This window comes from Nitratireductor pacificus pht-3B, assembly GCF_000300335.1.
Lineage (GTDB): Bacteria > Pseudomonadota > Alphaproteobacteria > Rhizobiales > Rhizobiaceae > Nitratireductor > Nitratireductor pacificus.
The window spans coordinates 1-24,179 of sequence record NZ_AMRM01000033.1 but is presented as its reverse complement, the minus strand read 5'-3'; the positions used below and the strand labels follow the sequence as shown (position 1 = coordinate 24,179).

At 66.0% G+C, this 24,179-nt stretch carries 19 protein-coding genes; 6 read left to right on the top strand and 13 right to left on the bottom strand.

The genetic code is table 11. The features are described from left to right. Positions 1–139: 139 nt before the first annotated feature. Positions 140–2,122: a long-chain-fatty-acid--CoA ligase gene (locus NA2_RS20570; RefSeq protein ID WP_008599194.1), complete on the bottom strand. Its 1,983-nt coding sequence runs from the start codon at positions 2,120–2,122 to the stop codon at positions 140–142. 746 nt (positions 2,123–2,868) lie between these two features. Beyond that, the gene (locus tag NA2_RS20565) at positions 2,869–3,420 is read right to left on the bottom strand and encodes a DUF924 family protein (RefSeq protein ID WP_008599193.1); all 552 of its coding nucleotides are present in this window, start codon (positions 3,418–3,420) and stop codon (positions 2,869–2,871) included. A 252-nt stretch (positions 3,421–3,672) separates the two neighbouring features. Here NA2_RS20565 and NA2_RS20560 point away from each other — a divergent pair, with 252 nt between their 5' ends. The 5 genes from NA2_RS20560 to NA2_RS20540 all read left to right on the top strand — a co-directional run bounded on the left by NA2_RS20560 (position 3,673) and on the right by NA2_RS20540 (position 9,009). Further along, a complete protein-coding gene (locus tag NA2_RS20560) occupies positions 3,673–5,268 on the top strand; it encodes an ABC transporter substrate-binding protein (RefSeq protein ID WP_008599192.1) in 1,596 nt (531 codons plus the stop codon). 122 nt (positions 5,269–5,390) lie between these two features. Next, positions 5,391–6,395: an ABC transporter permease subunit gene (locus NA2_RS20555; RefSeq protein WP_008599191.1), complete on the top strand. Its 1,005-nt coding sequence runs from the start codon at positions 5,391–5,393 to the stop codon at positions 6,393–6,395. 10 nt (positions 6,396–6,405) lie between these two features. After that, the gene (locus NA2_RS20550; protein WP_008599190.1) at positions 6,406–7,314 is read left to right on the top strand and encodes an ABC transporter permease subunit; all 909 of its coding nucleotides are present in this window, start codon (positions 6,406–6,408) and stop codon (positions 7,312–7,314) included. A 1-nt stretch (position 7,315) separates the two neighbouring features. After that, on the top strand, positions 7,316–8,185 hold the full coding sequence (locus NA2_RS20545) for an ABC transporter ATP-binding protein (RefSeq protein ID WP_008599189.1): 870 nt from the start codon (positions 7,316–7,318) through the stop codon (positions 8,183–8,185). After that, the gene (locus NA2_RS20540; protein WP_008599188.1) at positions 8,182–9,009 is read left to right on the top strand and encodes a dipeptide ABC transporter ATP-binding protein; all 828 of its coding nucleotides are present in this window, start codon (positions 8,182–8,184) and stop codon (positions 9,007–9,009) included. Before NA2_RS20545 ends, NA2_RS20540 begins: the two co-directional genes overlap by 4 nt. A gap of 273 nt (positions 9,010–9,282) precedes the next feature. Here the strand turns inward: NA2_RS20540 and NA2_RS20535 are convergent, their stop codons facing one another. The 6 genes from NA2_RS20535 to NA2_RS20515 form a co-directional block, all read right to left on the bottom strand. Then, complete coding sequence (locus tag NA2_RS20535) at positions 9,283–9,720, bottom strand: universal stress protein (RefSeq protein WP_008599187.1); 438 nt, start codon at positions 9,718–9,720, stop codon at positions 9,283–9,285. Positions 9,721–9,730: 10 nt separating this feature from the next. Then, the gene (locus NA2_RS20530) at positions 9,731–11,014 is read right to left on the bottom strand and encodes a TRAP transporter large permease (RefSeq protein WP_008599186.1); all 1,284 of its coding nucleotides are present in this window, start codon (positions 11,012–11,014) and stop codon (positions 9,731–9,733) included. A 14-nt stretch (positions 11,015–11,028) separates the two neighbouring features. Continuing rightward, positions 11,029–11,616, bottom strand: a complete 588-nt coding sequence (locus tag NA2_RS20525) for a TRAP transporter small permease (protein WP_008599185.1) — start codon at positions 11,614–11,616, stop codon at positions 11,029–11,031. A gap of 93 nt (positions 11,617–11,709) precedes the next feature. Further along, positions 11,710–12,729: a TRAP transporter substrate-binding protein DctP gene (gene dctP, locus NA2_RS20520; protein ID WP_008599184.1), complete on the bottom strand. Its 1,020-nt coding sequence runs from the start codon at positions 12,727–12,729 to the stop codon at positions 11,710–11,712. Positions 12,730–12,820: 91 nt separating this feature from the next. Further along, the gene (locus NA2_RS22090) at positions 12,821–13,045 is read right to left on the bottom strand and encodes a hypothetical protein (RefSeq protein ID WP_157188346.1); all 225 of its coding nucleotides are present in this window, start codon (positions 13,043–13,045) and stop codon (positions 12,821–12,823) included. 143 nt (positions 13,046–13,188) lie between these two features. Next, entirely contained in the window at positions 13,189–14,163 is a 975-nt protein-coding gene (locus NA2_RS20515; RefSeq protein ID WP_008599183.1) for a helix-turn-helix transcriptional regulator, read from the bottom strand. A 234-nt stretch (positions 14,164–14,397) separates the two neighbouring features. On the opposite strand from NA2_RS20515, the gene NA2_RS20510 reads away from it, so the two are divergent. After that, positions 14,398–17,943 (top strand): autotransporter domain-containing protein, encoded by a 3,546-nt coding sequence (locus NA2_RS20510; RefSeq protein WP_008599182.1) that lies wholly within the window; start codon positions 14,398–14,400, stop codon positions 17,941–17,943. Positions 17,944–18,120: 177 nt separating this feature from the next. On the opposite strand, the gene NA2_RS20505 is transcribed toward NA2_RS20510, so the two are convergent. From NA2_RS20505 to NA2_RS20485, 5 genes are all read right to left on the bottom strand, one after another. Next, the gene (locus tag NA2_RS20505) at positions 18,121–19,764 is read right to left on the bottom strand and encodes an ABC transporter ATP-binding protein (RefSeq protein ID WP_008599181.1); all 1,644 of its coding nucleotides are present in this window, start codon (positions 19,762–19,764) and stop codon (positions 18,121–18,123) included. Between the two features lies 1 nt (position 19,765). Continuing rightward, positions 19,766–20,893 carry an ABC transporter permease gene (locus NA2_RS20500; RefSeq protein WP_008599180.1) on the bottom strand — a complete coding sequence of 376 codons (1,128 nt, stop codon included), beginning with the start codon at positions 20,891–20,893 and terminating at the stop codon, positions 19,766–19,768. Further along, positions 20,886–21,803, bottom strand: coding sequence for an oligopeptide ABC transporter permease OppB (gene oppB / locus NA2_RS20495; RefSeq protein WP_008599179.1), 918 nt, complete (start codon positions 21,801–21,803; stop codon positions 20,886–20,888). The genes NA2_RS20500 and oppB overlap by 8 nt, the downstream gene beginning before the upstream one ends. A 67-nt stretch (positions 21,804–21,870) precedes the next feature. Next, positions 21,871–23,460, bottom strand: a complete 1,590-nt coding sequence (locus NA2_RS20490) for a peptide ABC transporter substrate-binding protein (protein ID WP_008599178.1) — start codon at positions 23,458–23,460, stop codon at positions 21,871–21,873. Between the two features lie 271 nt (positions 23,461–23,731). Continuing rightward, on the bottom strand, positions 23,732–24,179 hold a 448-nt coding region (locus NA2_RS20485), incomplete at its 5' end, for a hypothetical protein (protein ID WP_008599177.1).

Below are 24,179 nucleotides of genomic sequence, written 5' to 3'. Positions count from 1 at the left end.
GGCAGAAAAATGCACCGAAGCCCGCAATCCAAGGCGTCGCGGGCTGGCAAGCGGCGCGGCTTTCCCCGTTCGGGCTATCGGCTCCGGCAGCCGGAGAGGCGATCCGCTGTCGGGCGTTTTCGCCCGATGGCGGAAATTCTCACCGCAGATCCTTGCGCAGGATCTTGCCGACATTCGATTTCGGCAGCTCGTCGCGGAACTCGATGTATTTCGGCCGCTTGTAGCCGGTGAGGTTGTCCTTGCAGTACTTCTTGATGTCGGCTTCCGTCAGCGCCGCGTCCTTGCGGACGACGAAGAGTTTCGGCACCTCGCCGGAATGCTCGTCCTCGACACCGATGAGAGCGGCTTCCAGGATGCCTGGATGGCCGGCAATCACATCCTCCACCTCGTTGGGGAACACCTTGAAGCCGGAAACGACGATCATGTCCTTCTTGCGGTCGACGATGGTGACCATGCCGGTCTCGGCCATGGTGCCCATGTCGCCGGACTTGAAGTAGCCGTCCCCGGTCATGACCTTGGCGGTCTCGTCCGGACGGTTCCAGTAGCCCGCCATGACCTGCGGTCCGCGAATGCAGATCTCGCCCACCTCGCCGAAGGGCAGGTCCTTGCCCTTCTCGTTGCGGATGGTCACGTCCGTCGACGAGATCGGCAGGCCGATCGTGCCGGTGAATTCCTTCGCGTCGAACCGGTTGACGGTGGCGACGGGCGAGGTCTCGGACAGGCCGTAGCCCTGCGAGATGACGCAGCCGGTGAGCTTCTGCCAGCGCTCGGCGACGGGACGCTGCACGGCCATGCCGCCGCCGAAGGTGACCATCAGGTTCGTGAAGTCGAGTTTCTGGAAATCCTCGTTGTTGAGGAGGGCGTTGAACAGCGTGTTGAGGCCCGGGAAGATGTGGAACTTGTAGCTCTGCAGCTCCTTGACGAATGCCGGGATGTCGCGCGGATTGGGAATCAGCACGTTGTTGCCGCCGAGCTTCATGCCCATCAGCGCGTTCACCGTGAGCGCGTAGATGTGGTAGAGCGGCAGGGCGCAGATCAGCACGGGCGCCTCAGGCCTGGGCCGGTCGATATAGGCGCTGCGGAACCAGAACTCGTTCTGGATGACGTTGGCCAGCACATTGCTGTGCAGCAGCGTCGCGCCCTTGGAAACGCCGGTCGTGCCACCGGTATATTGCAGGAAGGCGTTGTCGGACAGGCCGATCTTGACGGCGGTGAAGCCGCGCGCGGCCCCCGCCTTCAGCGCATCGTTGAACCGCACATGGCCCGGCAGCGACCAGGCCGGCACCATCTTCTTGACCCGCCGCACGACGAGATTGACGATGAAGCCCTTGAGGCCGAGCAGGTCGCCCATGGACGCGACGACGACATGCCTGACCGGGGTCTTGCCGGCCACCGACTGGAGCGTATGGGCGAAATTCTCGAGGATGACGATGGCTTCGGCGCCGGAATCCTTCAGCTGGTGCTCCAGCTCGCGCGGGGTGTAGAGCGGATTGACGTTGACCACCACATAGCCGGCCCGCAGCACCGCCATCATGGCGACCGGATACTGCAGCACGTTGGGCATCATCAGCGCGACGCGCGCGCCCTTCTCCAGGCCGAGCGACTGCAGATAGGCGGCGAAGCGCGACGACAGCGTGTCGAGTTCGCTGTAGCTCAGCGACTTGCCCATGCTGGTGAAGGCCGGCCGGTCGGAATAGGCGTGACAGGCCTCGACCAGGAGATCGGCGAGCGAGTCGTGCGTGAACGAACCGATCTCGGCGGGAATGGCCTCCGGATACTGCGCGAGCCAGGGTTTCGCGCTGGCCGGCGCTCGGCCGTTGGCTGGCCTGGACGCGGCGGGCTTCTTCGGCGCGGCCTTCGCCTTCGTGGTTCGCGTGCTTTTGACGGCCGTCTTGCCGGACGCCGCTTGTGTGGCTGTCGTGCCGGTCCTGGCCGCGCGCGTCCTGCCTGAAGCGGCGCCGGCCTTCACCGTCTTGCCCGATGCCGCCTTGCTGCCTGCCGTCTTGGTTGCTGCCGCTTTGGTTGCTGCTGTCTTGCCTGCCGCAGTCTTGCTGCCGCCGGCCTTGCCGGCGCTGTTCGCCGCCGCCTTGCCCTTGACGGTCTCCTTGATGGTCTTAGCCAAGTGTTCCTCCCATAAAAGAAAGAAAGGTATAACGTTTACGTTCACGTAACACCAGATGCGACGGCTTCATTGTCGATGTGGCCGGCGGGTGTGGGACACGGTCATCCAGCTTCTCCCCCTCAACGCGGTCAGTGTATTGCGACTTGGCAAGACCCGGCAAGGGGACCTTTGCTTCGGCCAGGCCGGTCATCCCGGGACAACCGTGCACGGCTCCCGGCCCCCTTGGCATCCGCCGGAGCCCCTCGAGGAGAGGGGCCAGGGATGGGGGCAGGCGCCGCCATTGATGGGCCGGGACCAGCGCGGCGCCTTTCACCCATTCTGCCAGGCTGGCGCGGGCTCCTCGTCCGGCCCTTCGGGCCACCGGGGTCGAGCCGCGGGTCTCGACCCGTCCTTTGGGCCCCCGCCTGCGGGGAGAAGGGAGCGCCGGCACCGTGGATGGAGACCTCCTTCTCCCGGTGAACGGCAGGGCAATCGCATATGATGTTTCTCGCAGGCTTCACCTGCGACCCCCACCTTTCTTCCCTCCCCCAAGGGGAGGGAAGAAAGGTGCTGCGCTTCATCATCCCCCTCCTCCTTGAGGGGAGGGGTAAGGGGTGGGGGTACTGCGTCGCGATATTCGATTGCCCTGCGGTGAACGGGGAGAAGGTCCCGGCAGGGGGAGGAGGGGCTGGCGGCGCCATCGGCTGCGCATCGCGACAACCGAAAACCGGGTTCCACTTTTCGATCCGATGCTCGACCGCCGGGTGTTACTGCCCATACCCCGCATGCTCCTTGAGGAACGCCTCCTCCTCCGCGCTGCTGGTGCGGCCAAGCACACGGTTGCGGTGCGGGAAGCGGCCGAACCGCGCGACGATGTCGCGATGCTCGATGGCGTATTTCAGCGCCTCCTCATTGCCGAGCCCGCCGAACAGCATGACGGAGCGCTCCTGGTCGGCCAGCACCTCGGAATGCATGAACGGCATGTACATGAACTGCTTCTGCGCCGCGTCCATGCCTTCGTCGAAACCCCGGTCGACGGCGTTGCTGGCCAGGCTCATGGCGATCTGGTCGGTGCCGAAGGCGGCCGGCTGGCGGCGGAAGATGTTGCGCGGAAACTGATCGAAGACGACGATCGCCGCCAGCGCCGCGCGCGGGTCGGCCAGCGCCGAGGCGGGCTGCTCCTGTTTGAACCGCTCATACAGCGGCTGGAACCGCGTGCGGATCGCCGCGTCGGTCTCGTCCTTGCCGCTGTACCAGTCCTGCGGCGTCAGCTCCTCGAACCAGAACTTCAGCACATCGTCGCGCCATGCGTCGCTCATATCGTTTCCTCCTGCGCAAGGCGCGTGCCCTGCATCGTCTCGACTGCGGATCAAGGGCTGATATGGGTCCTGACGGCCCGTTGCCGCAAGGGCATTCAAGGCGAATCATTGCGCATATCAAGGCAAAACCGACCAAAAGTTGCATTTGCGGGGCGGAAGTGGAGGAGGGTGTTCCCTCCCAGAAGGAACTTTGCTTATATGCGCGCTTCCAGGGCCTCGGGAGTAGGTCCACGAGTATTCAGGGAGAACTCCATGAACAAGAAACTGACCCTTGCGGCAGCGCTTCTGGCCGCCACGGTGCTGAGCAGCGCGGCAAGCGCGAAAACCTTCGTCTATTGCTCCGAGGGTTCGCCCGAGGGCTTCGATCCGGCCCTCTACACGGCGGGAACGACCTTCGACGCGGCGGCGCACACGGTCTACAACCGCCTGCTCGAATTCAAGCCGGGCACGACCGAAACGCAGCCGGGCATCGCCGAGAGCTGGGAAATCTCCGACGACGGTCTCGAATACACCTTCAAGATCCGTCCGGGCGTCAAGTTCCAGACCACCGACTTCTTCACGCCGTCGCGCGACGTCAACGCGGATGACGTGATCTTCTCCTTCGAGCGCCAGCTGAAGGCCGACAATCCCTGGCACCAGTATGTCGCCGGCGCGGCATGGGAATATTTCAACGGCATGGGCTTCCCCGACCTGATCGCTTCGATCGAGAAGGTCGACGACATGACCGTCCGCTTCAAGCTGAAGCAGAAGGAAGCGCCGTTCCTCGCCAATGTGGCGATGCCGTTCGCCTCCATCGTCTCCAAGGAATATGCCGACAAGCTGGCGGCCGACGGCAAGATGGAAATGCTGAACCAGCAGCCGCTGGGCACCGGCCCGTTCGAGTTCGTCGCCTACCAGACCGACGCCGTCATTCGCTACCGCGCGCATGAGGATTACTGGGGCGGCAAGCAGAAGATCGACGACCTCGTCTTCGCCATCACCACCGACGCCGCCGTGCGCTACCAGAAGCTGAAGGCCGGCGAATGCCACCTGATGCCCTTCCCGAACGCCGCCGACGTGGCCGAGATGAAGAACGACCCGAACCTGAAGGTCGAGGAGCAGGAAGGCCTGAACGTCGCCTACCTCGCCTACAACACCACGCAGGCGCCGTTCGACAACGTCAACGTCCGCAAGGCGCTGAACATGGCGATCAACAAGCAGGCGATCGTCGATGCGGTGTTCCAGGGCGCGGCGACGCCGGCCAAGAACCCGATCCCGCCGACGATGTGGTCCTACAACGACGCGATCGAGGACGACGCCTACGATCTGGACGCGGCCAAGAAGATGCTCGAGGAAGCGGGCGTCAAGGACCTGTCGATGAAGATCTGGGCGATGCCCGTGGCCCGGCCCTATATGCTCAACGCGCGCCGCGCCGCCGAGCTGATCCAGGCCGACTTCGCCAAGATCGGCGTCACCGTCGAGATCGTCACCTATGAGTGGGCCGAGTATCTCGACCGCTCCAAGGCGAAGGACCGCGACGGCGCCGTGATGCTGGGCTGGACCGGCGACAATGGCGACCCGGACAACTTCCTGCACACCCTGCTCGGCTGCGACGCGGTCGGCGGCAACAACCGCGCGCAGTGGTGCAACGAGGAGTTCAACGATCTCGTCGTGAAGGCCAAGGCCACCACCGATCCGGCCGAGCGCACCAAGCTCTACGAAGAGGCCCAGGTGGTCTTCAAGCGTGAGGCTCCGTGGGCGACCATCGACCACTCGCTGTCGGTCGTGCCGATGCGCAAGGAAGTCCAGGGCTTCCACCAGAGCCCGCTCGGCGACTTCGCCTTCGAAGGCGTCGACCTCGTCGAATAAGCGCCACGTACGAAACACTCTGGAGGCGCGCCGGGCGACCGGCGCGTCTCGTTTGCATTATCCGCCAAGAAGCGCTTGTGTAGACGGGACTAATCCTCCAGCCGCCGGAGATCGAACCCGCCATGCTTCGATTTGCCCTGGGACGGCTCGCCGTCCTGATCCCCACCTTCATCGGCGTGTCGATCATCGCCTTCGCCTTCATCCGCATCCTTCCCGGCGACCCGGTGATGCTGATGTCGGGCGAGCGCGTCATGGCGCCCGAACGCTATGAACAGATCACCCGCCAGCTCGGCTACGACCGTCCATTGCCGGTGCAGTATTTCGACTATCTGACCGACATCCTGAGCGGCGATTTCGGAAACTCCATCGTCACCCGCCGCCCGGTGCTCGACGATTTCCTGACGCTGTTCCCGGCGACGCTGGAACTGTCGTTCTGCGCCATGTTCCTCGCCATCATCATCGGCGTGCCGGCCGGCATCTTCGCCGCCATCAGGCGCGGCTCCTTCTATGACCAGACGATCATGGGAACCGCGCTGGTCGGCTATTCCATGCCGATCTTCTGGTGGGGCCTGCTGCTGATCATCCTGTTTTCCGGCACGCTCGGCTGGACGCCGGTCTCGGGGCGCATATCGCTGCTCTATTATTTCCCGCCGGTGACCGGCTTCATGCTGATCGATTCCCTTCTCTCGGGACAGGCCGGCGCCTTCAAGTCGGCGGTGTCGCACCTGATCCTGCCGTCCATCGTCCTCGGCACGATCCCGCTCGCGGTGATCGCCCGCCAGACGCGCTCGGCGATGCTCGAAGTGCTGAGCGAGGATTATGTGCGCACGGCCCGCGCCAAGGGCCTGTCGCCGTTCCGCGTCGTCGGCATCCACGCGCTGCGCAACGCGCTGATCCCGGTGATCACCACGATCGGCCTCCAGGTGGGTGTCCTGCTCGCCGGCGCGATCCTGACGGAGACGATCTTCTCCTGGCCGGGCATCGGCAAGTGGATGGTCGATTCCGTGTTCAAGCGCGACTACCCGGTGATCCAGAGCGGTCTCCTGATCATCGCCGGCGTGATCATGCTGGTGAACCTGGCCGTCGACCTGCTCTACGGCCTCATCAACCCGCGCATTCGGCATTGAGGAGGCGATCATGACCGATACGGCTTCAACACACGCCAGGATGCAGGACGCCTCACGGCGGGCCCGCCTCGCCGAATTCTGGTATTATTTCTCGGAAAACCGCGGCGCGGTGATCGGGCTCGGCGTCTTCGTCGCGCTGGTGATCGTCGCGCTGTTCGCGCCGCTGATCGCGCCGCATGCGCCGAACGCGCAGTTCCGCGACGCGACGCTGCTGCCGCCCTTCTGGCAGGAGGGCGGTCGTGCCGCCTTCCCGCTCGGCACCGACCCGCTCGGCCGCGACATGCTCTCGCGGCTCCTGCACGGCGCGCGCTTCTCGCTGTTCATCGGCGTCGTCGTGACGCTGCTGGCCCTGACCACCGGCATCATCATCGGAACGATAGCCGGCTACTTCCGTGGCTGGGTCGATACGGCGATCACGCGGCTGATGGACATCATCCTGGCCTTCCCGTCCCTGCTCCTGGCGCTGGTGCTCGTCGCGGTGCTCGGGCCCGGCCTCAACAACGCGATGATCGCCATCGCCCTGGTGCAGCAGCCGCACTATGTGCGCCTGACCCGCGCGGCGGTGATGGGCGAGAAGGGCCGCGACTATGTCACGGCGGCCCGGGTGGCGGGCGCCGGTAATGTCCGGCTGATGTTCCGCACCATCCTGCCCAACTGCACGGCGCCGCTGATCGTCCAGGCGGCGCTGTCGTTCTCGACGGCGATCCTCGACGCCGCCGCGCTCGGCTTCCTCGGCATGGGCGCCCAGCCGCCGACGCCGGAATGGGGCACGATGCTCGCCGAATCGCGCGAGTTCATCCTGCGCGCCTGGTGGGTTGTCACCTTCCCCGGCCTCGCCATCCTGATCACGGTGCTGGCGATCAACCTGATGGGCGACGGTCTGCGCGACGCGCTCGATCCCAAACTGAAGAGGTCGTGAGATGGCCCTGCTCGAAATCGAAAACCTCACCGTCACCTTCGATACGGCCAGCGGCCCGCTCCGGGCCGTCGACGGCATCTCCCTGTCCATCGACAAGGGCGAGATCCTCGCCATCGTCGGCGAATCCGGCTCGGGCAAGTCCGTGTCGATGCTGGCGGTGATGGGGCTCCTGCCGTGGACGGCGACGGTCACGGCGGACCGCATGGCGTTCGAGGGCCGCGACATCCTGAACCTGTCGCCCACCGAACGGCGGCGGATCATCGGCAAGGACATCGCGATGATCTTCCAGGAACCCATCGCCAGCCTCAATCCCTGCTTCACCGTCGGCTTCCAGATCGAGGAGGCCCTGAAGCAGCATATGGGGCTCGACGGCGCGGCGCGGCGCAAGCGCGCCATCGCGCTGTTCGAGGCGGTCGGCATCCCCGACCCCGAGGAGCGGCTGTCGCACTTCCCGCACCAGATGTCGGGCGGCCAGTGCCAGCGCGTGATGATCGCCATGGCGATCTCCTGCGAGCCGAAGCTGCTGATCGCCGACGAGCCGACCACCGCCCTCGACGTGACCATCCAGAAGCAGATCCTCGATCTGCTGATGAACCTGCAGTCCGAGCAGGGCATGGGCATGATCATGATCACCCACAACATGGGCGTGGTTGCCGAGACGGCCGACCGCGTGGTGGTGCAGTACAAGGGCAAGAAGATGGAGGAGGCCGACGTGCTCTCGCTGTTCGAGACGCCGCAGCATGCCTACACCCGGGCGCTGCTTTCGGCCCTGCCGGAAAACGCCACCGGCGACCGGCTGCCGACCGTGTCCGACTTCTCCATCGAGGGCGACCCCTATCAGGGCGCCAAGACCGAGGGGGCACGCGCATGAGCGAGGTCGTCCTGGAAGCCCGCGGCATCGTCCGCGATTACCATGTGGGCGGCGGCCTGTTCGGCGCCGGTCGCACCGTGCATGCGGTGAAAGGCGTCGACCTGAAGGTGGAGAAGGGCAAGACGCTCGCCATCGTTGGCGAATCCGGCTGCGGCAAGTCCACGCTGGCGCGCATCATCACCATGATCGACGCCCCGACCGCCGGTGAGCTGTTCATCGACGGCGAGAAGGTCGACATTGCCGCACGGGCGCTGTCGCCCGAGATGCGCCGCAAGGTGCAGATCGTGTTCCAGAACCCCTACGGCTCGCTCAATCCGCGCCAGAAGATCGGCGACGTGCTGATGGAGCCTCTCATCATCAACTCCGATGTACCGGCCGCCGAGCGGCGCGAGCGGGCGATGACCATGCTGACCAAGGTCGGCTTGCAGCCGGAGCATTTCAACCGCTATCCGCATATGTTCTCCGGCGGCCAGCGGCAGCGCATCGCCATCGCGCGGGCGCTGATGCTCAACCCGCGTCTTCTGGTGCTGGACGAGCCGGTTTCGGCGCTCGACCTGTCGGTGCAGGCGCAGGTGCTGAACCTGCTTGCCGACCTGCAGGACGAATTCGCCCTGACCTACGTCTTCATCAGCCATGACCTCTCGGTGGTGCGCTACATCGCCGACGACGTGATGGTGATGTATTACGGCGAGGCGGTCGAATACGGCAGCCGCGACGCGGTGTTCTCCGACCCGCAGCACAGCTACACGAAGACGCTGTTCGCCGCGACGCCGCGCGCCGACGTGGAGAGCATCAGGAAGAGGCTGGCGAGGAAGGCGGCGTAAACCAGTTCGGCGTTTCATGGGAGCGATGAACTGATCTCGTTCCTTGTTTCTCCGCCGAGCCCCTTCGCGCCCCCCTCTGGCCTGCCGGCCATCTCCCCCACAGGTGGGGAGATTGGCTGTTGTGGCCGGTTTTGCCAATCTTCGACCTCGAACGATCAGGCGAAACGTCGATGAGAGATAATCTCCCCCTTGTGGGGGAGATGCCCGGCAGGGCAGAGGGGTGCGCCAAGGGCGACAGGAACAGGCAGCGCTTCATGGAAGCGATGAGCCGCCCTACACCACCATGACCGGACAGTCCGCCAGGCTCGTCACCTTGTGCGAGACGCTGCCCATGAGGTAGCCCTCCAGGTCGCCGAGGCCGCGGCTGCCGAGAACGATCAGGTCGACCTCCCGCTCCTTCGAGAACTTGACGATGGTGCGCGCCGGAGGCCCGTTACGGACGAAGGCGCGTGGACCCGCCGCGCCCAGCTCCACGGCCTCCTTCTTGGCCGCGTCGGCGATCTCCTTGGCGTGCTCGCGCATGGCGTCGTCGAGATTCTGCGGATCGTCGGGCCGGACCATCGACATCGACGCCTCCAGCAGGCTGTGATGCCGGAAGACGGTCAGGGTCATCAGCTCGGCCCCGGTCATCTTCTGCATCCCGACGGCGAGCTTCAGCGCGCGCAGCGCATTGTCCGAGCCGTCGACGGGAACCAGTATCCTCTTGAACATGACTGCCCTCCTATCTGAAGGCGAGATCGCGCAGGAACAGGGCGATCTGCGGGAAGAAGATGAGGGCGACCGAGACGCCGACCAGGATCAGCGTGAAGGGCCCGATGCCGCGCACCACCTCGATGTAGGGTCGCTTGAAGATGGCGATGGCCGTGAAGATGTCGCAGCCGAAGGGCGGCGTCGCCGAGCCGATCGCCACCTGCAGGGTGACGATGGTGCCGACCAGAACCGGGTCCAGGCCGACCGAATCCACCACCGGCGCGAAGATCGGCACCAGCACGAGGATGACGACGATCGGATCGACGAACATGCAGCCGACGAAGAACGACACCGAGATCACGGCGAGAACCATTTTCGGCCCCATCTGGTCGATGCCGATCGAACCGAGGATCGCCTGCGGGATCTGGCCGAAGGAGATGACCCAGGAGAAGGCCGCGCCGGCTCCGACCAGGATGAACACCACGGCTGTGATCAGTCCGGTCGACTTGGCGATCTTGTAGATGTCGACGAGGTTCAGCGAGCGGAAGACGACGAATTCGAGGATCAGCGCGTAGAGCACGCAGGCGGCTGCCGCCTCGGTGGGGCTGAAGACGCCGCCATAGATGCCGCCGACGATGATGACCGGGAAGCCGAGCGGCCAGATGGCGAGGCGGACCGCGCTCAGCCGCTCGCGCCAGCTCGCCTTCGGCTCCGTCGGAACGCCCATCACGGTGGCGTAGATGATGCTGTAGGCCGAGAACAGCACGAGCAGCAGCAGCCCCGGCCCGACGCCGGCGATGAACAGCTCGGAGATCGACGTCGAGGAGATGACGCCGTAGATGATCATCCCGATCGACGGCGGGATCAGGAAGGCGATGTCGCTGGCGTTGATGATCAGCGCCAGGACGAAGGAATCCTTGTAGCCGGCTTTCAACATGCGCGGGCGCAGCGGCGAGCCGACTGCGACGACGGTGGCCTGCGTGGAGCCGGACACCGCGCCGAACAGCGTGCAGGCGGTCGCGGTGGAGACGGCGAGGCCGCCCTTGATGTGGCCGATGAACTTCATGACCAAGTCGATCAGCCGGCCGGCGGATTCGCCGCGCGTCATGATGTCGGCGGCCAGGATGAACATCGGCACGGCGATCAGCGAGGCGGGCCGGATGCCGGCCAGCATCTGCTGGACCATGAAGTCCATCTTGCTGAAGCCGCCGAAGAGTTCATAGAAACCGTACATCGCCCCGAGCAGAAGCGGGATCATCATCGGAAAGCCGATGAGGAGCAGGGCGATCATGATGGTGGAGATTTTGAGTGCCATGTCCGGTGCCCCGCTCAGATCTCGATTTCGTCTTCTTCGTATCCCTCGAGCACATGGGTCGAGAGATAGATGTCCTTCTGGACGACGTTCTTCACGGCGGTCAGCGCGTATTGCACGCCGGTGACGAAGAAGCCGACCGGGACCCAGAGATAGATCCAGTAGACCGGGAACTGTATGGCCGGCAGGATGCGGCCGGACTTCGCCACCTTCATGATGTAGGTGATGGAGAAGTAGAACAGCGCGAACATCACCGTCGCCGTCACCAGCGCGATGACGATCATCAGGATCTTGCGCGTCTTCGGCGGCAGGGCGTCGTAGATGGCCGACATGCGGATGTGGCGGCCGTGGCGGGCGGCATAGCCGATGCCGGCGAAGGTGATCAGGACAATGAGCGTCCGGTTCAGCTCCTCCGTGAAGAAGATGCTGTGCTGGAAGACGAAGCGGCCGACGACATTGGCCACCGTGTTGATCGCCATCAGAATGACGCCGACGGCGAGAATGACGGACTCGACCTGGCTGATGACCGTGTCGACGGTTCCGAGAAAGCCAGGCAAGGTCGATGCGTAGCCCGGCGCCTTTCCGGTTTCGTTGCTGCTGCCCATGTGGTTCCCCTCGGGTTGCCGCGGGCCCCGCCGACGCCATGGGCGCCGCGGGGTCCGCGCCGGGCCTTTTCCGGCCCCGTTCTGTCCGGGCAGTTACTGCGTGGCGGCCTCGAGGTCCTGCTTCATCTGGTCGAGGATCTTCTGGCCGCTGTCGCCGGTCATCTCGATGAACTTCGCCTCGACCTCGGCCGCCGCCGCCTTGAACGGCGCGCGCTGCTCCTCGGTCAGTTCGACGATGTTCATCTCCGGCTTGGCTTCCTTGATCTTGGCGACGGATTTCTCCGTCAGGCCGTTCTGGTACTCGAGGATGTGCTCGAATGCGACCTTGGCGGCATCGTCGATCACCTTGCGGTCCTCGTCGCTCAGCCCGTCATAGAACTCCTTGTTGGCCATGACCGCGGTGGTGAAGTTGTTGTGGCCGGCAAAGGTGATGTGGTCGGTGACCTCGTACATCTTGGTCGATTCCACCCAGAACATCGGGTTCTCCTGGCCCTGGATGATGTTGGTCTGCAGGCCGCCATAGACCTCGCCCCAGGGGAGCGGCGTCGGGGTGGCGCCGAAGGCCTTGTAGCTTTCCACCAGCAGCGGATTGGTCATGACGCGGAACTTGACCTCGTTGAGATCCGCCGGCCCGGCCACCGCCTCCTTGGTGTTCATCACCACCTCGCCCTCGGGGAACATGGTGAGCAGCTCCAGCCCCTGCGCGGCGTAGAGTTCCGGGAACATCTCGTTGATGGCCTTCGAGTTGCGGAAGAAATCGCCGAGCTGCTCGGATTCGGCCGGCAGGAGATAGGGCACGAAGAAGACCTGCGCCTCGGGGATCAGCGCGCCGGTGAAGCCCGGCGACTGGTCGACGAACTGGAGGATGCCGGCCTGCGCCTGCTCCATGATGTCGGCGGATTCGCCCAGCGTGCCGAACGGGAAGAGCTGGATCTCGTGGTCGGAATTGGCCTCGATCTCCTCCTTGAATTTCTGTGCGTAGACGCCCTGGACATCCGTCAGGGCTTCCTCGAAGGCGTATTTCCAGGTCTCGGCGGAGACCGATGCGGAACCGGCGGCGAGGACCGCGACGCCGGCCAGGCCGGCAATGAGATGGCGCTTGATCGGATTCATGATGTTCTCCTCTGGTGGTCTGGTTTTCTGAATGCACTAGCGGCGACCGGACCGCAGGGCGGTTCCGGACGTCATCCCTGAACGAGCTTCGTCAGCGGGCGGGGAGCCAGCCGGGAATCGTCGCTATGCCGCGCAGACGCGCTTTTGCGGGGGATTTTTCACGGCGCGCCGCGCCGCGAGGAGAGGGTGGGAGGAGCAGGACGCGCTTCACGGCCGCTGCCGCGAGCCGGATCGTCGCGCCGCGCGACAGGCCGCCGAAGCAGCATGCCAGCGGTGCGAACGGCGTACGCATATCGCTCGTCGCAGGTGCGATCAAACACCTCTCCTTGCCAATTGTCGATGATCGACGCGGCCAGCGTGAAACAGACACACGGAAGAGTCAAACCGATTGTGTCGTTTCGCGGGAAACGACGCCCCGGAACGGTGCACGGGGTTTCGCCGGGCCGGCGATGCGGGCCTTCACCCCTCGCCTGTCGCCGCGCGCAGGCGAACCTCCGTCGGCGTCATGCCGTAGCGCAGGCGGAACTGGCGGTAGAAGGTCGACGGCTCGGTGAACCCGGTCTCGAAGGCGATGTCGGCGACGCGCCGCAGCACCTGCCGCCGGTCGGTCAGGCAGGTGTGCACGCTGGCGAGCCGCTGCTCCGTGACATAGTCGGAAAAGCTCGTCTGCTCGTCGGCGAAGAGCTGGCGGACATAGCGGGCGCTGATGCCGAACCTGCGCGCCGCCTGCTCGGCGTTCAGCCGCGGATCGTGCAGGTTGCGCGCGATGTGCTGCTTGATTGCGGCGAGCCGCGCGGCGCGAATGCCCGGCAACGCCTCCTCCGGCCGGATGCTGCCGAAGGACAGCGCCAGGATATCGGCGACGTGGCGGGCGATCAGCGGCGTCATCCGCGCCGGCGACTGCCGGCCCATGTGCAGCACCGACCAGAGATAGTCGAATAGCAGCCGGTGCGCCGGGTGGTCGCGGCCGATGCCGTCCAGGCGCATGTCGTCGAGATTGCGCACCAGCGGCGCCAGCAGCGCGCGCTTGAACTGCAGCGCCATGGTCCAGCGCGAATCGGCGGTCGATATGGAGAACCGGCGGTCGAGCGGCAGGATCGCCGCGGTGCCGGGTCGCGTCTCGAAATCGCCGCGCCCCGGCACCGTGAAGCGGTAGCCGCCCCGGTTCCACGACAGGATGATGTCGTCATTGCCGTCGGCCATCAGCTCGGAGGTGCGCTCCCAGGTCATCGGCGAGACGGACGCGATCGTGCACATCATCTCGGGCAGGATGAGTGTGTTGGCATTGAATTTCAGGGGGATTTCCTGATCCGGGCTGACCTGCAGCCGCATCTGGATCCGGCCGTAGAACTCGCGAATGAACTCATCCCGATGATGCTCGGGCAGGTCGTCGGCACTGAAGGATGCCGTAACTGCTTCGGCGTCTGAAAGCATCGTCGGCGTGCCCCATGGCGGATCTGCCGGAGAAATTTGAGCCAATTGCCGCCAAGTTGCAAGCGGCATGCGGTGCTGCAACCGGCTGTTCCGCTGCTGCAACAAGGGGTTCCGCTCCGTCCACACGGGGCGCGGCGTTCTCTGCTAGCAGTGCGCCGTAGGGGCATTTCAACCAAAAAGCGCAGAAGCGACCGCCCGACCGGCGGATGCCTGGGAACGACCGAAGGAACATGCATGGCGCAGCCATCTCTGGAATGCGGACGGGGTGCGCCCCGCAATCGACACGCGGCCGCGGCCGCAGGAGGAAAATCCGGCCTGCACTCCGCCCTTCTGGCGACGACGGCGCTGGCGCTGAGCCTGTCGGCCGCGCCCGCCTGGGCGCAGACGGCCTGGACCGGCGCTAGCTCGACGGACTGGTTCGACCACGGCAACTGGGATGCCGGCGCTCCCAGCAACGCCACCGACGCCACGATCGACACGGTGGCCAACAACCTGCCGACCTTGAGCGGCGGCAACGGCGCTGCCATCGACCTGTTCGTCGGCCTGAACGGGATCGGCACGCTGACCGTCGAGAACGGCGGCAACCTGTTCAATGAGGACACCTTCATCGGCCAGAACGTCACCGGGGTCGGCTCGGCCCTGCTCTCCGGCACCAACGCGTCCTGGACGAGCAGCGGCGCGCTCGTCCTCGGCAATCTGGGGACCGGCTCGATGACGGTCCAGAACGGCGCGATCCTGTCGAGCGGCGAGGCGTTTCTCGGCGCCGGCATTCCCGCCAGCGGCACCATGTTCATCACCGGCAACGGCACGCTCTGGACCAATACCGGCCTGATGACGGTGGGCGGCCTGGGCAGCGGCACGGTCGATGTGCTCAACGGCGCCGGCGTCGTGTCGGGCGCGGTCGATCTCGGCGCCAATGCCCACGCGAATGCCAAGGGCACGATCAACCTGTCCGGCGGATCGACGTGGGAAAGCGACGGCTTCGTCACGATCGGCCGTTTCGGCGAGGGCAGGGTCAACGTCCTGGGCGGGGCGCGAATGACCAGTTGGCACACGCTCCTTGCCGAGGAAGCCGGCAGCAAGGGCGGGGCAGTGATCGGTGACGCCGGTTCCCTGTGGGACACCGGCAACATCAGGATCGGCGGGGAGGGCGAGGCGGCCATGCTCGTGCACAACGGAGGCAGTGTCGAAGCAGAGGCCGTCGAGCTCGGTTCGAGCGACCTGGGAAGCGGCATGCTGACGGTCGACGGCGCCGGCTCGAGCCTCAGCGGCACCGGCACGATGCATGTCGCCGGCAGCGGGACGGGACTGCTCGTCATAACGTCTGGCGGCGTGGTCAACAGCCATGCGGGCTTCATTGCCAACATCGCCGGTTCGGGTGGTCTGGCGACGATCCATGGAGACGGCTCGGCCTGGCACAACGAGGGCGCGCTGACCGTGGGCAACAGCGGCTTCGCCACGCTCCAGGTCCTTGCCGGCGGGCTGGCGACCAGCGTCGGCGGCACCATCGGCCGGTTCACGGCATCGCAGGCGAGCGCGACGGTGTCCGGCGCCGGCTCGGCCTGGCAGAACGGCGGCTCCCTTGCGGTTGGCGGCGAGGGCAACGGCGCCCTGGCGATCACCGATGGCGGCCTGGTGTCGAACGGCATGGGCTTCGTCGCCGAGGAGGCGGACAGCGTCGGCACCGTGGTGGTTTCTGGCGCCGGCTCGACATGGTCGAACGCAAGCGATCTTTTCGTCGGCAACCGGGGCAATGGCGCGCTGACGCTGCAGGACGGCGGCAGCGTCACGGCCATCGACGGCCTGCTCGGCGCGCATGCCGGGTCGCTGGGCACGGTGACGGCAACCGGCACGGGCACTTCCTGGACCAACACGGGCGACCTTTATGTGGGTGGCGAAGGCGAAGGCCGGCTGACGGTCGCGAGCGGCGCGCTGGTCGATGTCGCGGGCACCGCCTTCATCGGCATGGAAGCGGGTTCCATCGGTACGCTCAACATCGGCGCGGCTGCGGGACTGGCGCCGCTGGCCGCCGGCCAGCTCAACGCCGCGGCAGTGTCGTTCGGCGCGGGCACCGGAACACTCGTCTTCAACCACACGTCCACGGACCATCTGTTCGCGCCGGCCGTCGAGGGGAACGGCACCATCGATCTCCTCGCGGGACGAACCCGCATGAGCGCCGATTCCAGCGGTTTTTCTGGACAGACGGAGATCGCCGATGGGGCGACGCTCGCCATGGACGGAAGCCTCGGCGGCACGCTGGACGTGCTGAATGGCGGAAGGCTCGAGGGTACCGGCACCGTCGGCACGACCTTGGTCGCCGGCGGCGGCACGGTGGCGCCCGGCAATTCCATCGGAACGCTGAACGTGGCGGGCGACATCACCTTCGACGCCGGCAGCACCTATGAGGTCGAGGTCGATCCGGCGGGCGACGCCGCCGACCTGATCCACGCCACCGGCAAGGCCATCCTGAATGGCGGCGCCGTCGCCCATATCGGTCTCGCCGGTGCGTACCTGCCCTTCAAGACCTACGAGATCATCACCGCCGACGCAGGCGTCGACGGGACGTTCGACGGCGTCACCTCGGATTTCGCCTTTCTCGATCCGACGCTGACCTACGATCCCGACAGCGTGTTCCTGACGCTGGTGCGCAACGACGTCACCTTCTGCGCCATCGGCATCACGCCGAACCAGTGCGCCACCGGCGAGGGCGTCGAGAGCCTCGGCCCGGGCACGCTGCACGACGCGCTGGTGCTGCTCGACGCCGAGACCGCGCGGGACGCGCTCGACCAGATGTCCGGCGAGGTCCATGCCTCGGCGGCCGGAGTGTTCCTCGACGACAGCCGCTTCGTGCGCGACGCCGCCTCGGACCGGGTGCGGACGGCTTTCGGCGACGTGGCGGCGCGCCCTGCGCCGGCGCTCGGCTTCGCCAAGGGCGATGCGCCGGCGGTTGAGGCTGAACGCCTCGCCTTATGGGGCCGGGCCTTCGGGGCCTGGGGCACGTTCGACGGGGACGGCAACGCCGCGACGCTCGAACGCGGCACGGGCGGCGTGCTCATCGGCGGCGACATCGCCGCGTTCGATACGTGGCGGCTCGGCCTGATCGCCGGCTACAGCCGCTCGTCCTTCGACGTCGATGCGCGCCACTCCTCCGGCGACAGCGACAATCTGCATCTGGGCCTCTATGGCGGGACCCGGTGGGGCGCGCTCGGCCTGCGCTTCGGCGCGGTCTATGCGTGGCACGACATCGAGACGCGGCGCTCGGTCGCCTTCCCCGGGATCAGCGACACGCTGGAAGCGTCCTACGACGCGGGGACGGCTCAGGTCTTCGGCGAACTGGGCTACCGCATCGACACCGCCGCCGCCGCGTTCGAACCCTTCGCCGCGCTGGCGCATGTCCGGGTCGACGGCGACGGCTTCACCGAGACCGGCGGCGCGGCCGCGCTCTCCAGCGCCGGGGCGGATGCGGACGCGACCTTCGCGACACTGGGCCTGCGGGCGGAACGCGCGGTGGCGCTGGGCGGGATCGACGCCAGCCTGCACGGCATGGTGGGCTGGCGACACGCCTTCGGCGACACCACGCCGACGGCCGCCTTCGCCTTCGCGGGCGGGGACGCCTTCACCATCGCCGGCACGCCGATCGCCCGCAACAGCGCGATGGTGGAAGCGGGGATCGCACTTCAACTGTCGCCGCTGGCGACGCTCGGCGTGTCGTATAGTGGTCAGTTTGCCTCGGGCATCAGCGACCATGCGGCGCGCGCCGATCTCGCGGTGCGCTTCTAGGGCGTTTTGCAGTCGGGTGGAATCACCCGACGCGCGGATAAATGCGGAAAAACAAGACGATAGACCCGTTCAGCGTTTCCGTGAAACGTTGAACGGGCCTGGAGAATCGGACCTGAAAGCGGGCGGCTTCGTCTGCGGGAGGTTGCGGATGCGGGCGGAGGCCGCCCGCGCCACCGCTCATCCCGCCCTGGCGGCCGCCTGCCGGCTCAGCACCTGCTTCAGGTTGAACGCGGCCTCCATCAGATCCTTCGTGTAGTCGCTGCGCGGGTTGTCGAAGACCTCGCCCGTCGGGCCTTCCTCGACCACCTGGCCCGACCGCATGACGATGGCGTAGTCGGCGAGCGCCTTCACCACCGCCAGATCGTGGCTGATGAAGATGAAGGAGAGATTGTAGTTCTCCTGGATATCGCGCAGCAGCGTGATGATCTGCTTCTGCACCGAACGGTCGAGCGCCGAGGTGGGTTCGTCGAGGACGATCACCGTCGGCTTCAGCACGACCGCGCGGGCGATGGCGATGCGCTGGCGCTGGCCGCCGGAAAACTCGTGCGGGAAGCGGTTGCGCATGCCCGGATCGAGGCCGACCTCCTTCAGTGCCTGCATGGCGCGCTGCTCGCGCTCGCGCCCCGAAAGCGACGGCTCGTGGACGAGAAGCCCCTCGGTGATGATCTCGCCGACCGTCATGCGCGGGCTGAGCGATCCGTAGGGGTCCTGGAAGACCATCTGCAGATTGCGCCGGTAGGGGCGCATGGCCCCGCGGTCGAAACCCTGGATCGGCGTGCCCTGGTAGACGACGCGCCCCTCCGAGGGCAGCAATTGCAGCAGCGCGCGGCCGAGCGTGGACTTGCCCGAACCGGATTCGCCGACGATGCCGATGGTCTGCCCGGCGCGCAGCCTGAGGCCGACATTCTGCACGGCCTTGATCTCGAAGCCGCCGCCCGAGAACAGCCCGCCCTTCATCGAGAAGGTGACGGAAACACCGTCCGCGTCGAGCAGGATGGGCTTGTCGTCGCCGACGGGCGGCTTGTGGCCCTCCGGCTCGGCCGCGAGCAGCATCTTCGTGTAGGCCTCGGCAGGGCGCTGGAAGATGTCGGCGGTCGTGCCGGTCTCCACCACCAGGCCCTTCTGCATCACATAGACCCGGTCGGCGAAGGCCTCGACGATGCCGAGATCGTGGGTGATGAACAGGATGGCCATGCCGAGCTTCTTCTGCAGCTCGGCGAGCAGGCCGAGGATCTCGGCCTGGATCGTCACGTCGAGCGCCGTGGTCGGCTCGTCGGCGATCAGGAGGTCGGGATCATTGGCGAGCGCCATCGCGATCATGACGCGCTGGCGCTGGCCGCCGGACAGCTCGTGCGGATAGGATTTCAGCCGCCGCTCGGGATCGGGGATGTGGACCAGCTTCAGGAGCTCCAGCGCCCGGCGCCGCGCGGCGGCGCCCGACAGGCCGCCATGCACGCGGATCGGCTCGCAGATCTGCCGCTCGATCGTGTAGAGCGGGTCGAGCGAGGTCATCGGCTCCTGGAAGATCATCGTGACCTTGGCGCCGCGCACCTTGTTGAGCTTCGAGCGCGGCATGCCGATCAGCTCCTGGCCGCGATAGCGGGCCGAGCCGGAGACCGCGCCGTTGCTGGCGAGCAGCCCCATGGCGGCCATCATGATCTGGCTCTTGCCGGAGCCGGATTCGCCGACTACGGCGACCGTCTCGCCGGCATTGACGTGCATGTCGACGCCGCGCACCGCCTCCACCGCGCCGTCCGGCGTTTCGAAGGTGACGCGGATGCCCCTGATGTCGAAGATGCGCTCTGAGTTTTCCTGCTGCATCTCAGCGATCCTTCGGGTCGAGAGCGTCGCGCAGGCCGTCGCCCAGGAAGTTGAGCGCGAACAGCAGCGCGGTCAGCGCCAGCGACGGGTAGATCAGCATGTAGGCCGCGCCGCGCATGTTGCGCGCGCCCTCGGCGATGAGCACGCCGAGGCTGGTCAGCGGCTCCTGCACGCCGAGGCCGAGGAAGGACAGGAAGCTTTCGAGCAGGATCACCTTCGGGATCAGGAGGGTCATGTAGATGATGACCGGACCCAGCGTGTTGGGGATGATGTGGCGGCGCAGGATGCCGCCCGAGCCGACGCCCAGCGCCTCTGCCGCTTGCACGAACTCGCGCCGGCGAAGCGCGATCGTCTGGCCGCGCACGATGCGCGCCATGTCGAGCCATTCGACCGCGCCGACGGCGATGAACATCAGCACGATGTTGCGGCCGAAGAACACGACGAGCAGGATGGCGAAGAAGGTGAAGGGCAGCGAATAGAGGATGTCGACGAAGCGCATCATCAGATTGTCGATGCGTCCGCCGAGGAAGCCGGCCGTCGCCCCGTAGAGCACGCCGATCAAGAGCGCCACGCCCGTTGCGAGCGCGCCGATCATCAGCGAGATGCGGATCGAGATCAGCACCCGCGCGAACAGGTCGCGGCCATTGGCGTCGGTGCCGAAGATGAAGCGCAGGCGCTGCACGTCGGCCTCCATGGTGATCGTCTTCTTGTCTTCCGACTGGCTGACGACGCGGGCATTGGAGAACAGGTCCGACCGGTCCAGATAGCGGGTCACGCGCGGATCGATCTCGCGCGCCGATGTGGCCTCGACGCGCAGCGTGCTGCCGTCGAGCTCGATCGACTGCGTATCGACCCGGGCGCGGGCGAGCGCCGACTCGGCGAGCGGCACGATCTCCGCCTGGCGCGGATAGGGCTCCAGGCTGGCCGGGACCTTGACGAAATCCGAATAGACGCGCGCATAGGGATGCGGCGCCAGCATCGGGCCGAAAACGCCGGCGAGCACGAACAGGACCAGCACGACGAGGCTGACCATGGCGGCGCGGTTGCGCCGCAGCCGCATGAAGGCGGTCGCCCAGAGCGAGCGACTGCGCATTTCCGGCGCGGCGGGGGTGATGGCGACGTCAGTCATAGCGCACCCTCGGGTCGAGCGCCGCATAGAGCAGGTCGACGATCAGATTGAAGATGACGACGAACACGGCGATGATGATGACGGTGCCCATCACCAGCGTGTAGTCGCGATTGAGCGCGCCCTGCACGAAATAGCGGCCGATGCCCGGCAGGCCGAAAATGGTCTCGACCACGACGGAGCCGGTCAGAAGCGCCGCGGCGGCGGGCCCCAGATAGGAGATCACCGGCAGGCAGGCGGCGCGCAGCGCGTGCACGACGACCACCATGCGCGTCGGCAGGCCGTAGGCGCGCGCCGTGCGCACATGGTCGGAGCGCAGCGCCTCGATGGTCGAGCCGCGGATCAGGCGGGCGATGATGGCGATCTGCGGGAGCGCCAGCGTGATGACGGGCAGCACCATGGATTCCGGACTGTTCCAGCCGCCGGCGGGCAGCAGGCTCAGCCAGACGCCGAAGATCAGCGACAGGAGCGGCGCGACGACGAAGTTCGGCACGGTGATGCCGAAGGTCGCGGTGGCGATGACGCTGTAGTCGATCCATGAATTCTGCCTGAGCGCGGCGATGGTGCCGAGCAGGCTGCCGATCAGGAGGGCGATCAGCAGCGCCGTGCCGCCGAGCTGGATCGACACCGGCAGGCCGTTGCCGAGAAGCTGCTGCACCGAGAAATCGCGGTAGATGAAGCTCGGCCCCAGATCGCCACGGGCGAGATTGCCGAGATAATAGAGATACTGTTCCCAGACCGGCTTATCGAGGTGGAAAACCCGGTTGAGGTTTTCGAGCACCTTGGCTTCAAGCGTGCGCTCGCGGTCGAAAGGTCCGCCGGGCGCCACCCTCATCAGGAAGAACGAGAAGGTGATGATCAGGAACAGGGTCGGGATTGCGCCGAGCAGTCGGCGCACGGCATAACCGAGCATCGGTACCAACTTTCATGCCGGTTCGGCGCCGCCCTGCCCGGGGACAGGACGGCGCTGAACGCAGTTGTTACTCGCTGATGCTCATGAAACGCGTCCCATGAACGTTCTGGATGTTGTCCTCCCAGCCGTTCAGCTTGGGCGACACCAGGGACAGGGACGAGTAGAAGAGAAGCGGAATGTAGGGCGTGTCGCGAACGAACACCGCCTCCGCTTCGCGCAGGATATCGGCGCGCTTGACCAGGTCGATCTCCGCGGCCGCCTTGTCCATCAGCGCGTCATATTCCGGGTTCTTGTACTTGGCGTAGTTGAAGCCGGTATTGTCGCTCTCGACCAGGAACAGGAAGTTCTGCGGGTCGGAATAGTCGCCGATCCAGCCGGCGCGGGCCACTTCGTAGTCGCTCGTGTCGCGCAGGTTGGCATAGTGGGCGGACAGGTCGCGCACGTTGAACTGCACCTCCACGCCGAGCGGCTTCCACATGTCGGCAATGGCGGTCGCCGTGTTCTTGTGGTTCTCGGAGTTGTTGTAGGAGAGTTCCAGCGTCAGCGGCTTGTCCGGACCGTAGCCGGCTTCCTTCATCAGCTCGATCGCCTTGTCCTCGCGGTCGATCAGCGACGTCTCGGCCCAGTCGTAGCTGGCGCCGCCGCCCTCGTAGTTGCCGATGCCGGGCGGCACCAGCGAATAGGCGGGCAGCATCGCGCCGGCCCAGATCTCGTCGCCCAGGAACTGGCGGTCGATCATCATGGAAAGCGCCGTGCGGACCTTCGGGTCCTTCAGGCTCTCCTTCTCGGTGTTGAGCGCGTAATAATAGGTGCCGAGATAGGGCGTGATGCGCACCTGATCGCCCAGACGCTCCTTCATCGACTTGATCTGCTCGGTCGGCAGGTCGGAGCAGCTCATCACTTCGCCGGCTTCGAAGCGGCGCACGCAGGTGGCCCGGTCCTCGAAGGGGATGTACTCGATGCGGTCGATCTTCACATTCGCGGCGTCATGGAAGTTCTCGTTCTTCTCCATGACGATCTTGTCGCCCGGCGTGAAGGAAACGAGCTTGTAGGCGCCGTTGGTGACGATGTTGGCGGGCTGCACGAAATCCGACCCATGGGCCTTCACGGCGCCCGGATTGACCGGCAGGCCGGTCTGGTGGGTCAGGAGTTCGAGGAAATAGGGTGTCGCCTGCGCCAGCGTGATCTCCAGCGTCCGGTCATCGACGGCCTTGGCGCCGAGTTCCTCGGGCTTGGCCTCGCCCTTGTTGATCGCCTCGGCATTCTTGATCGGGTACAGGATGTTGGCGTATTTCGCGCCGGTGTCCGGCGTCATGATGCGCTGCAGGGAGAAGACGAAATCCTCGGCGACGACGGGATCGCCGTTCGACCATTTGGCGTTTTCGCGGAGCTTGAAGGTGTAGACCGTGCCGTCGTCGGAAACCGACCAGCTCTCGGCCACGCCGGGAATGATCTTGGCCTTGTTGTCGTAGACCACGAGGCCCTCGTAGAGGTCGCGCATCAGATGCGCTTCGGCGACCAGCGACGTCTTGTGCTGGTCCAGCGTTTCCGGATCGCCGTCATTGCCTCGGACATAGGTGGTTTCGGCGGCCGCAAGGCCGGCCACGGATAGCAGCATCGTTCCGGCGAACAGCGGCCGGATCAGGGCTTTCAACATTTCCCGCACTCCCATTTACTCGTTTTCTCATCCGGGTGGATGGACGAGGCGGCATTTGGCAACGAAATCCCGGACTCGTCAAACGCTTTCGGGAAGCCTTGCCCGAGGTTGCACGAACCTTGCAACAATCGCTCTGACCGTGCATCGTCATTTGAAAGGAAATTGCGGGAAGGGCGCCTGGCACGCCTGTCCGGAGACCGGGCCTTCCGGCATGACGCAAGGGCAGTTTCCTCCTGTTCTCCCCCTTGACCCGGCGTCAGCCGGCCCCGTTTCAGAACGTCTTTCGTAGGCCGATGGCGAGATCCAGCCCCGGTTCCCGCGATGCGCCCGCCGTGAGGTTGGTGCTGGCGTCGATGTGCAGTTCGAAGGCGCCGCGGGTCCCGGCCTGGTAGGAGACGCCGAGATGCAGGGGAGGGTCGGCGCGCGCCAGGTCGATCTCGAGCGTCTCGAAGGCGATGATCCCCTGACGGTCGCGGCCGACGGGGAGGCGGAGCCGCGCCGTGCCGGCGAGCGCGGTCGGCCGCACGCCCGCGTAAAGCGCCGCCCGGTCGCCCGGAAGGACCAGCGCCCGCCGCGAGGCGATCAGGCCGGCGCTGCCGAAGGCGAGCGCGCCGTAATCCACCAGTGCGCCGGGCGCCGCCCTTACATGGCCGGCGCCGAGCTCGGCAAAGCCGTTCAGCGTCCAGCCGCCGCCGAGACCCGCGCCGGCGGTCAGGCTC

Bases quoted from the DNA above. Each gene is read 5' to 3' on its own strand.
- NA2_RS20500 (WP_008599180.1), bottom strand. From the start codon at position 20,893: ATGACTGACGTCGCCATCACCCCCGCCGCGCCGGAAATGCGCAGTCGC.
- NA2_RS20510 (WP_008599182.1), top strand. From the start codon at position 14,398: ATGGCGCAGCCATCTCTGGAATGCGGACGGGGTGCGCCCCGCAATCGA.
- NA2_RS20560 (WP_008599192.1), top strand. From the start codon at position 3,673: ATGAACAAGAAACTGACCCTTGCGGCAGCGCTTCTGGCCGCCACGGTG.
- NA2_RS20555 (WP_008599191.1), top strand. From the start codon at position 5,391: ATGCTTCGATTTGCCCTGGGACGGCTCGCCGTCCTGATCCCCACCTTC.
- NA2_RS20565 (WP_008599193.1), bottom strand. From the start codon at position 3,420: ATGAGCGACGCATGGCGCGACGATGTGCTGAAGTTCTGGTTCGAGGAG.
- NA2_RS20545 (WP_008599189.1), top strand. From the start codon at position 7,316: ATGGCCCTGCTCGAAATCGAAAACCTCACCGTCACCTTCGATACGGCC.
- oppB (WP_008599179.1), bottom strand. From the start codon at position 21,803: ATGCTCGGTTATGCCGTGCGCCGACTGCTCGGCGCAATCCCGACCCTG.
- NA2_RS20525 (WP_008599185.1), bottom strand. From the start codon at position 11,616: ATGGGCAGCAGCAACGAAACCGGAAAGGCGCCGGGCTACGCATCGACC.
- dctP (WP_008599184.1), bottom strand. From the start codon at position 12,729: ATGAATCCGATCAAGCGCCATCTCATTGCCGGCCTGGCCGGCGTCGCG.
- NA2_RS20540 (WP_008599188.1), top strand. From the start codon at position 8,182: ATGAGCGAGGTCGTCCTGGAAGCCCGCGGCATCGTCCGCGATTACCAT.
- NA2_RS20505 (WP_008599181.1), bottom strand. From the start codon at position 19,764: ATGCAGCAGGAAAACTCAGAGCGCATCTTCGACATCAGGGGCATCCGC.
- NA2_RS20550 (WP_008599190.1), top strand. From the start codon at position 6,406: ATGACCGATACGGCTTCAACACACGCCAGGATGCAGGACGCCTCACGG.
- NA2_RS20515 (WP_008599183.1), bottom strand. From the start codon at position 14,163: ATGCTTTCAGACGCCGAAGCAGTTACGGCATCCTTCAGTGCCGACGAC.
- NA2_RS20535 (WP_008599187.1), bottom strand. From the start codon at position 9,720: ATGTTCAAGAGGATACTGGTTCCCGTCGACGGCTCGGACAATGCGCTG.
- NA2_RS20490 (WP_008599178.1), bottom strand. From the start codon at position 23,460: ATGTTGAAAGCCCTGATCCGGCCGCTGTTCGCCGGAACGATGCTGCTA.
- NA2_RS20530 (WP_008599186.1), bottom strand. From the start codon at position 11,014: ATGGCACTCAAAATCTCCACCATCATGATCGCCCTGCTCCTCATCGGC.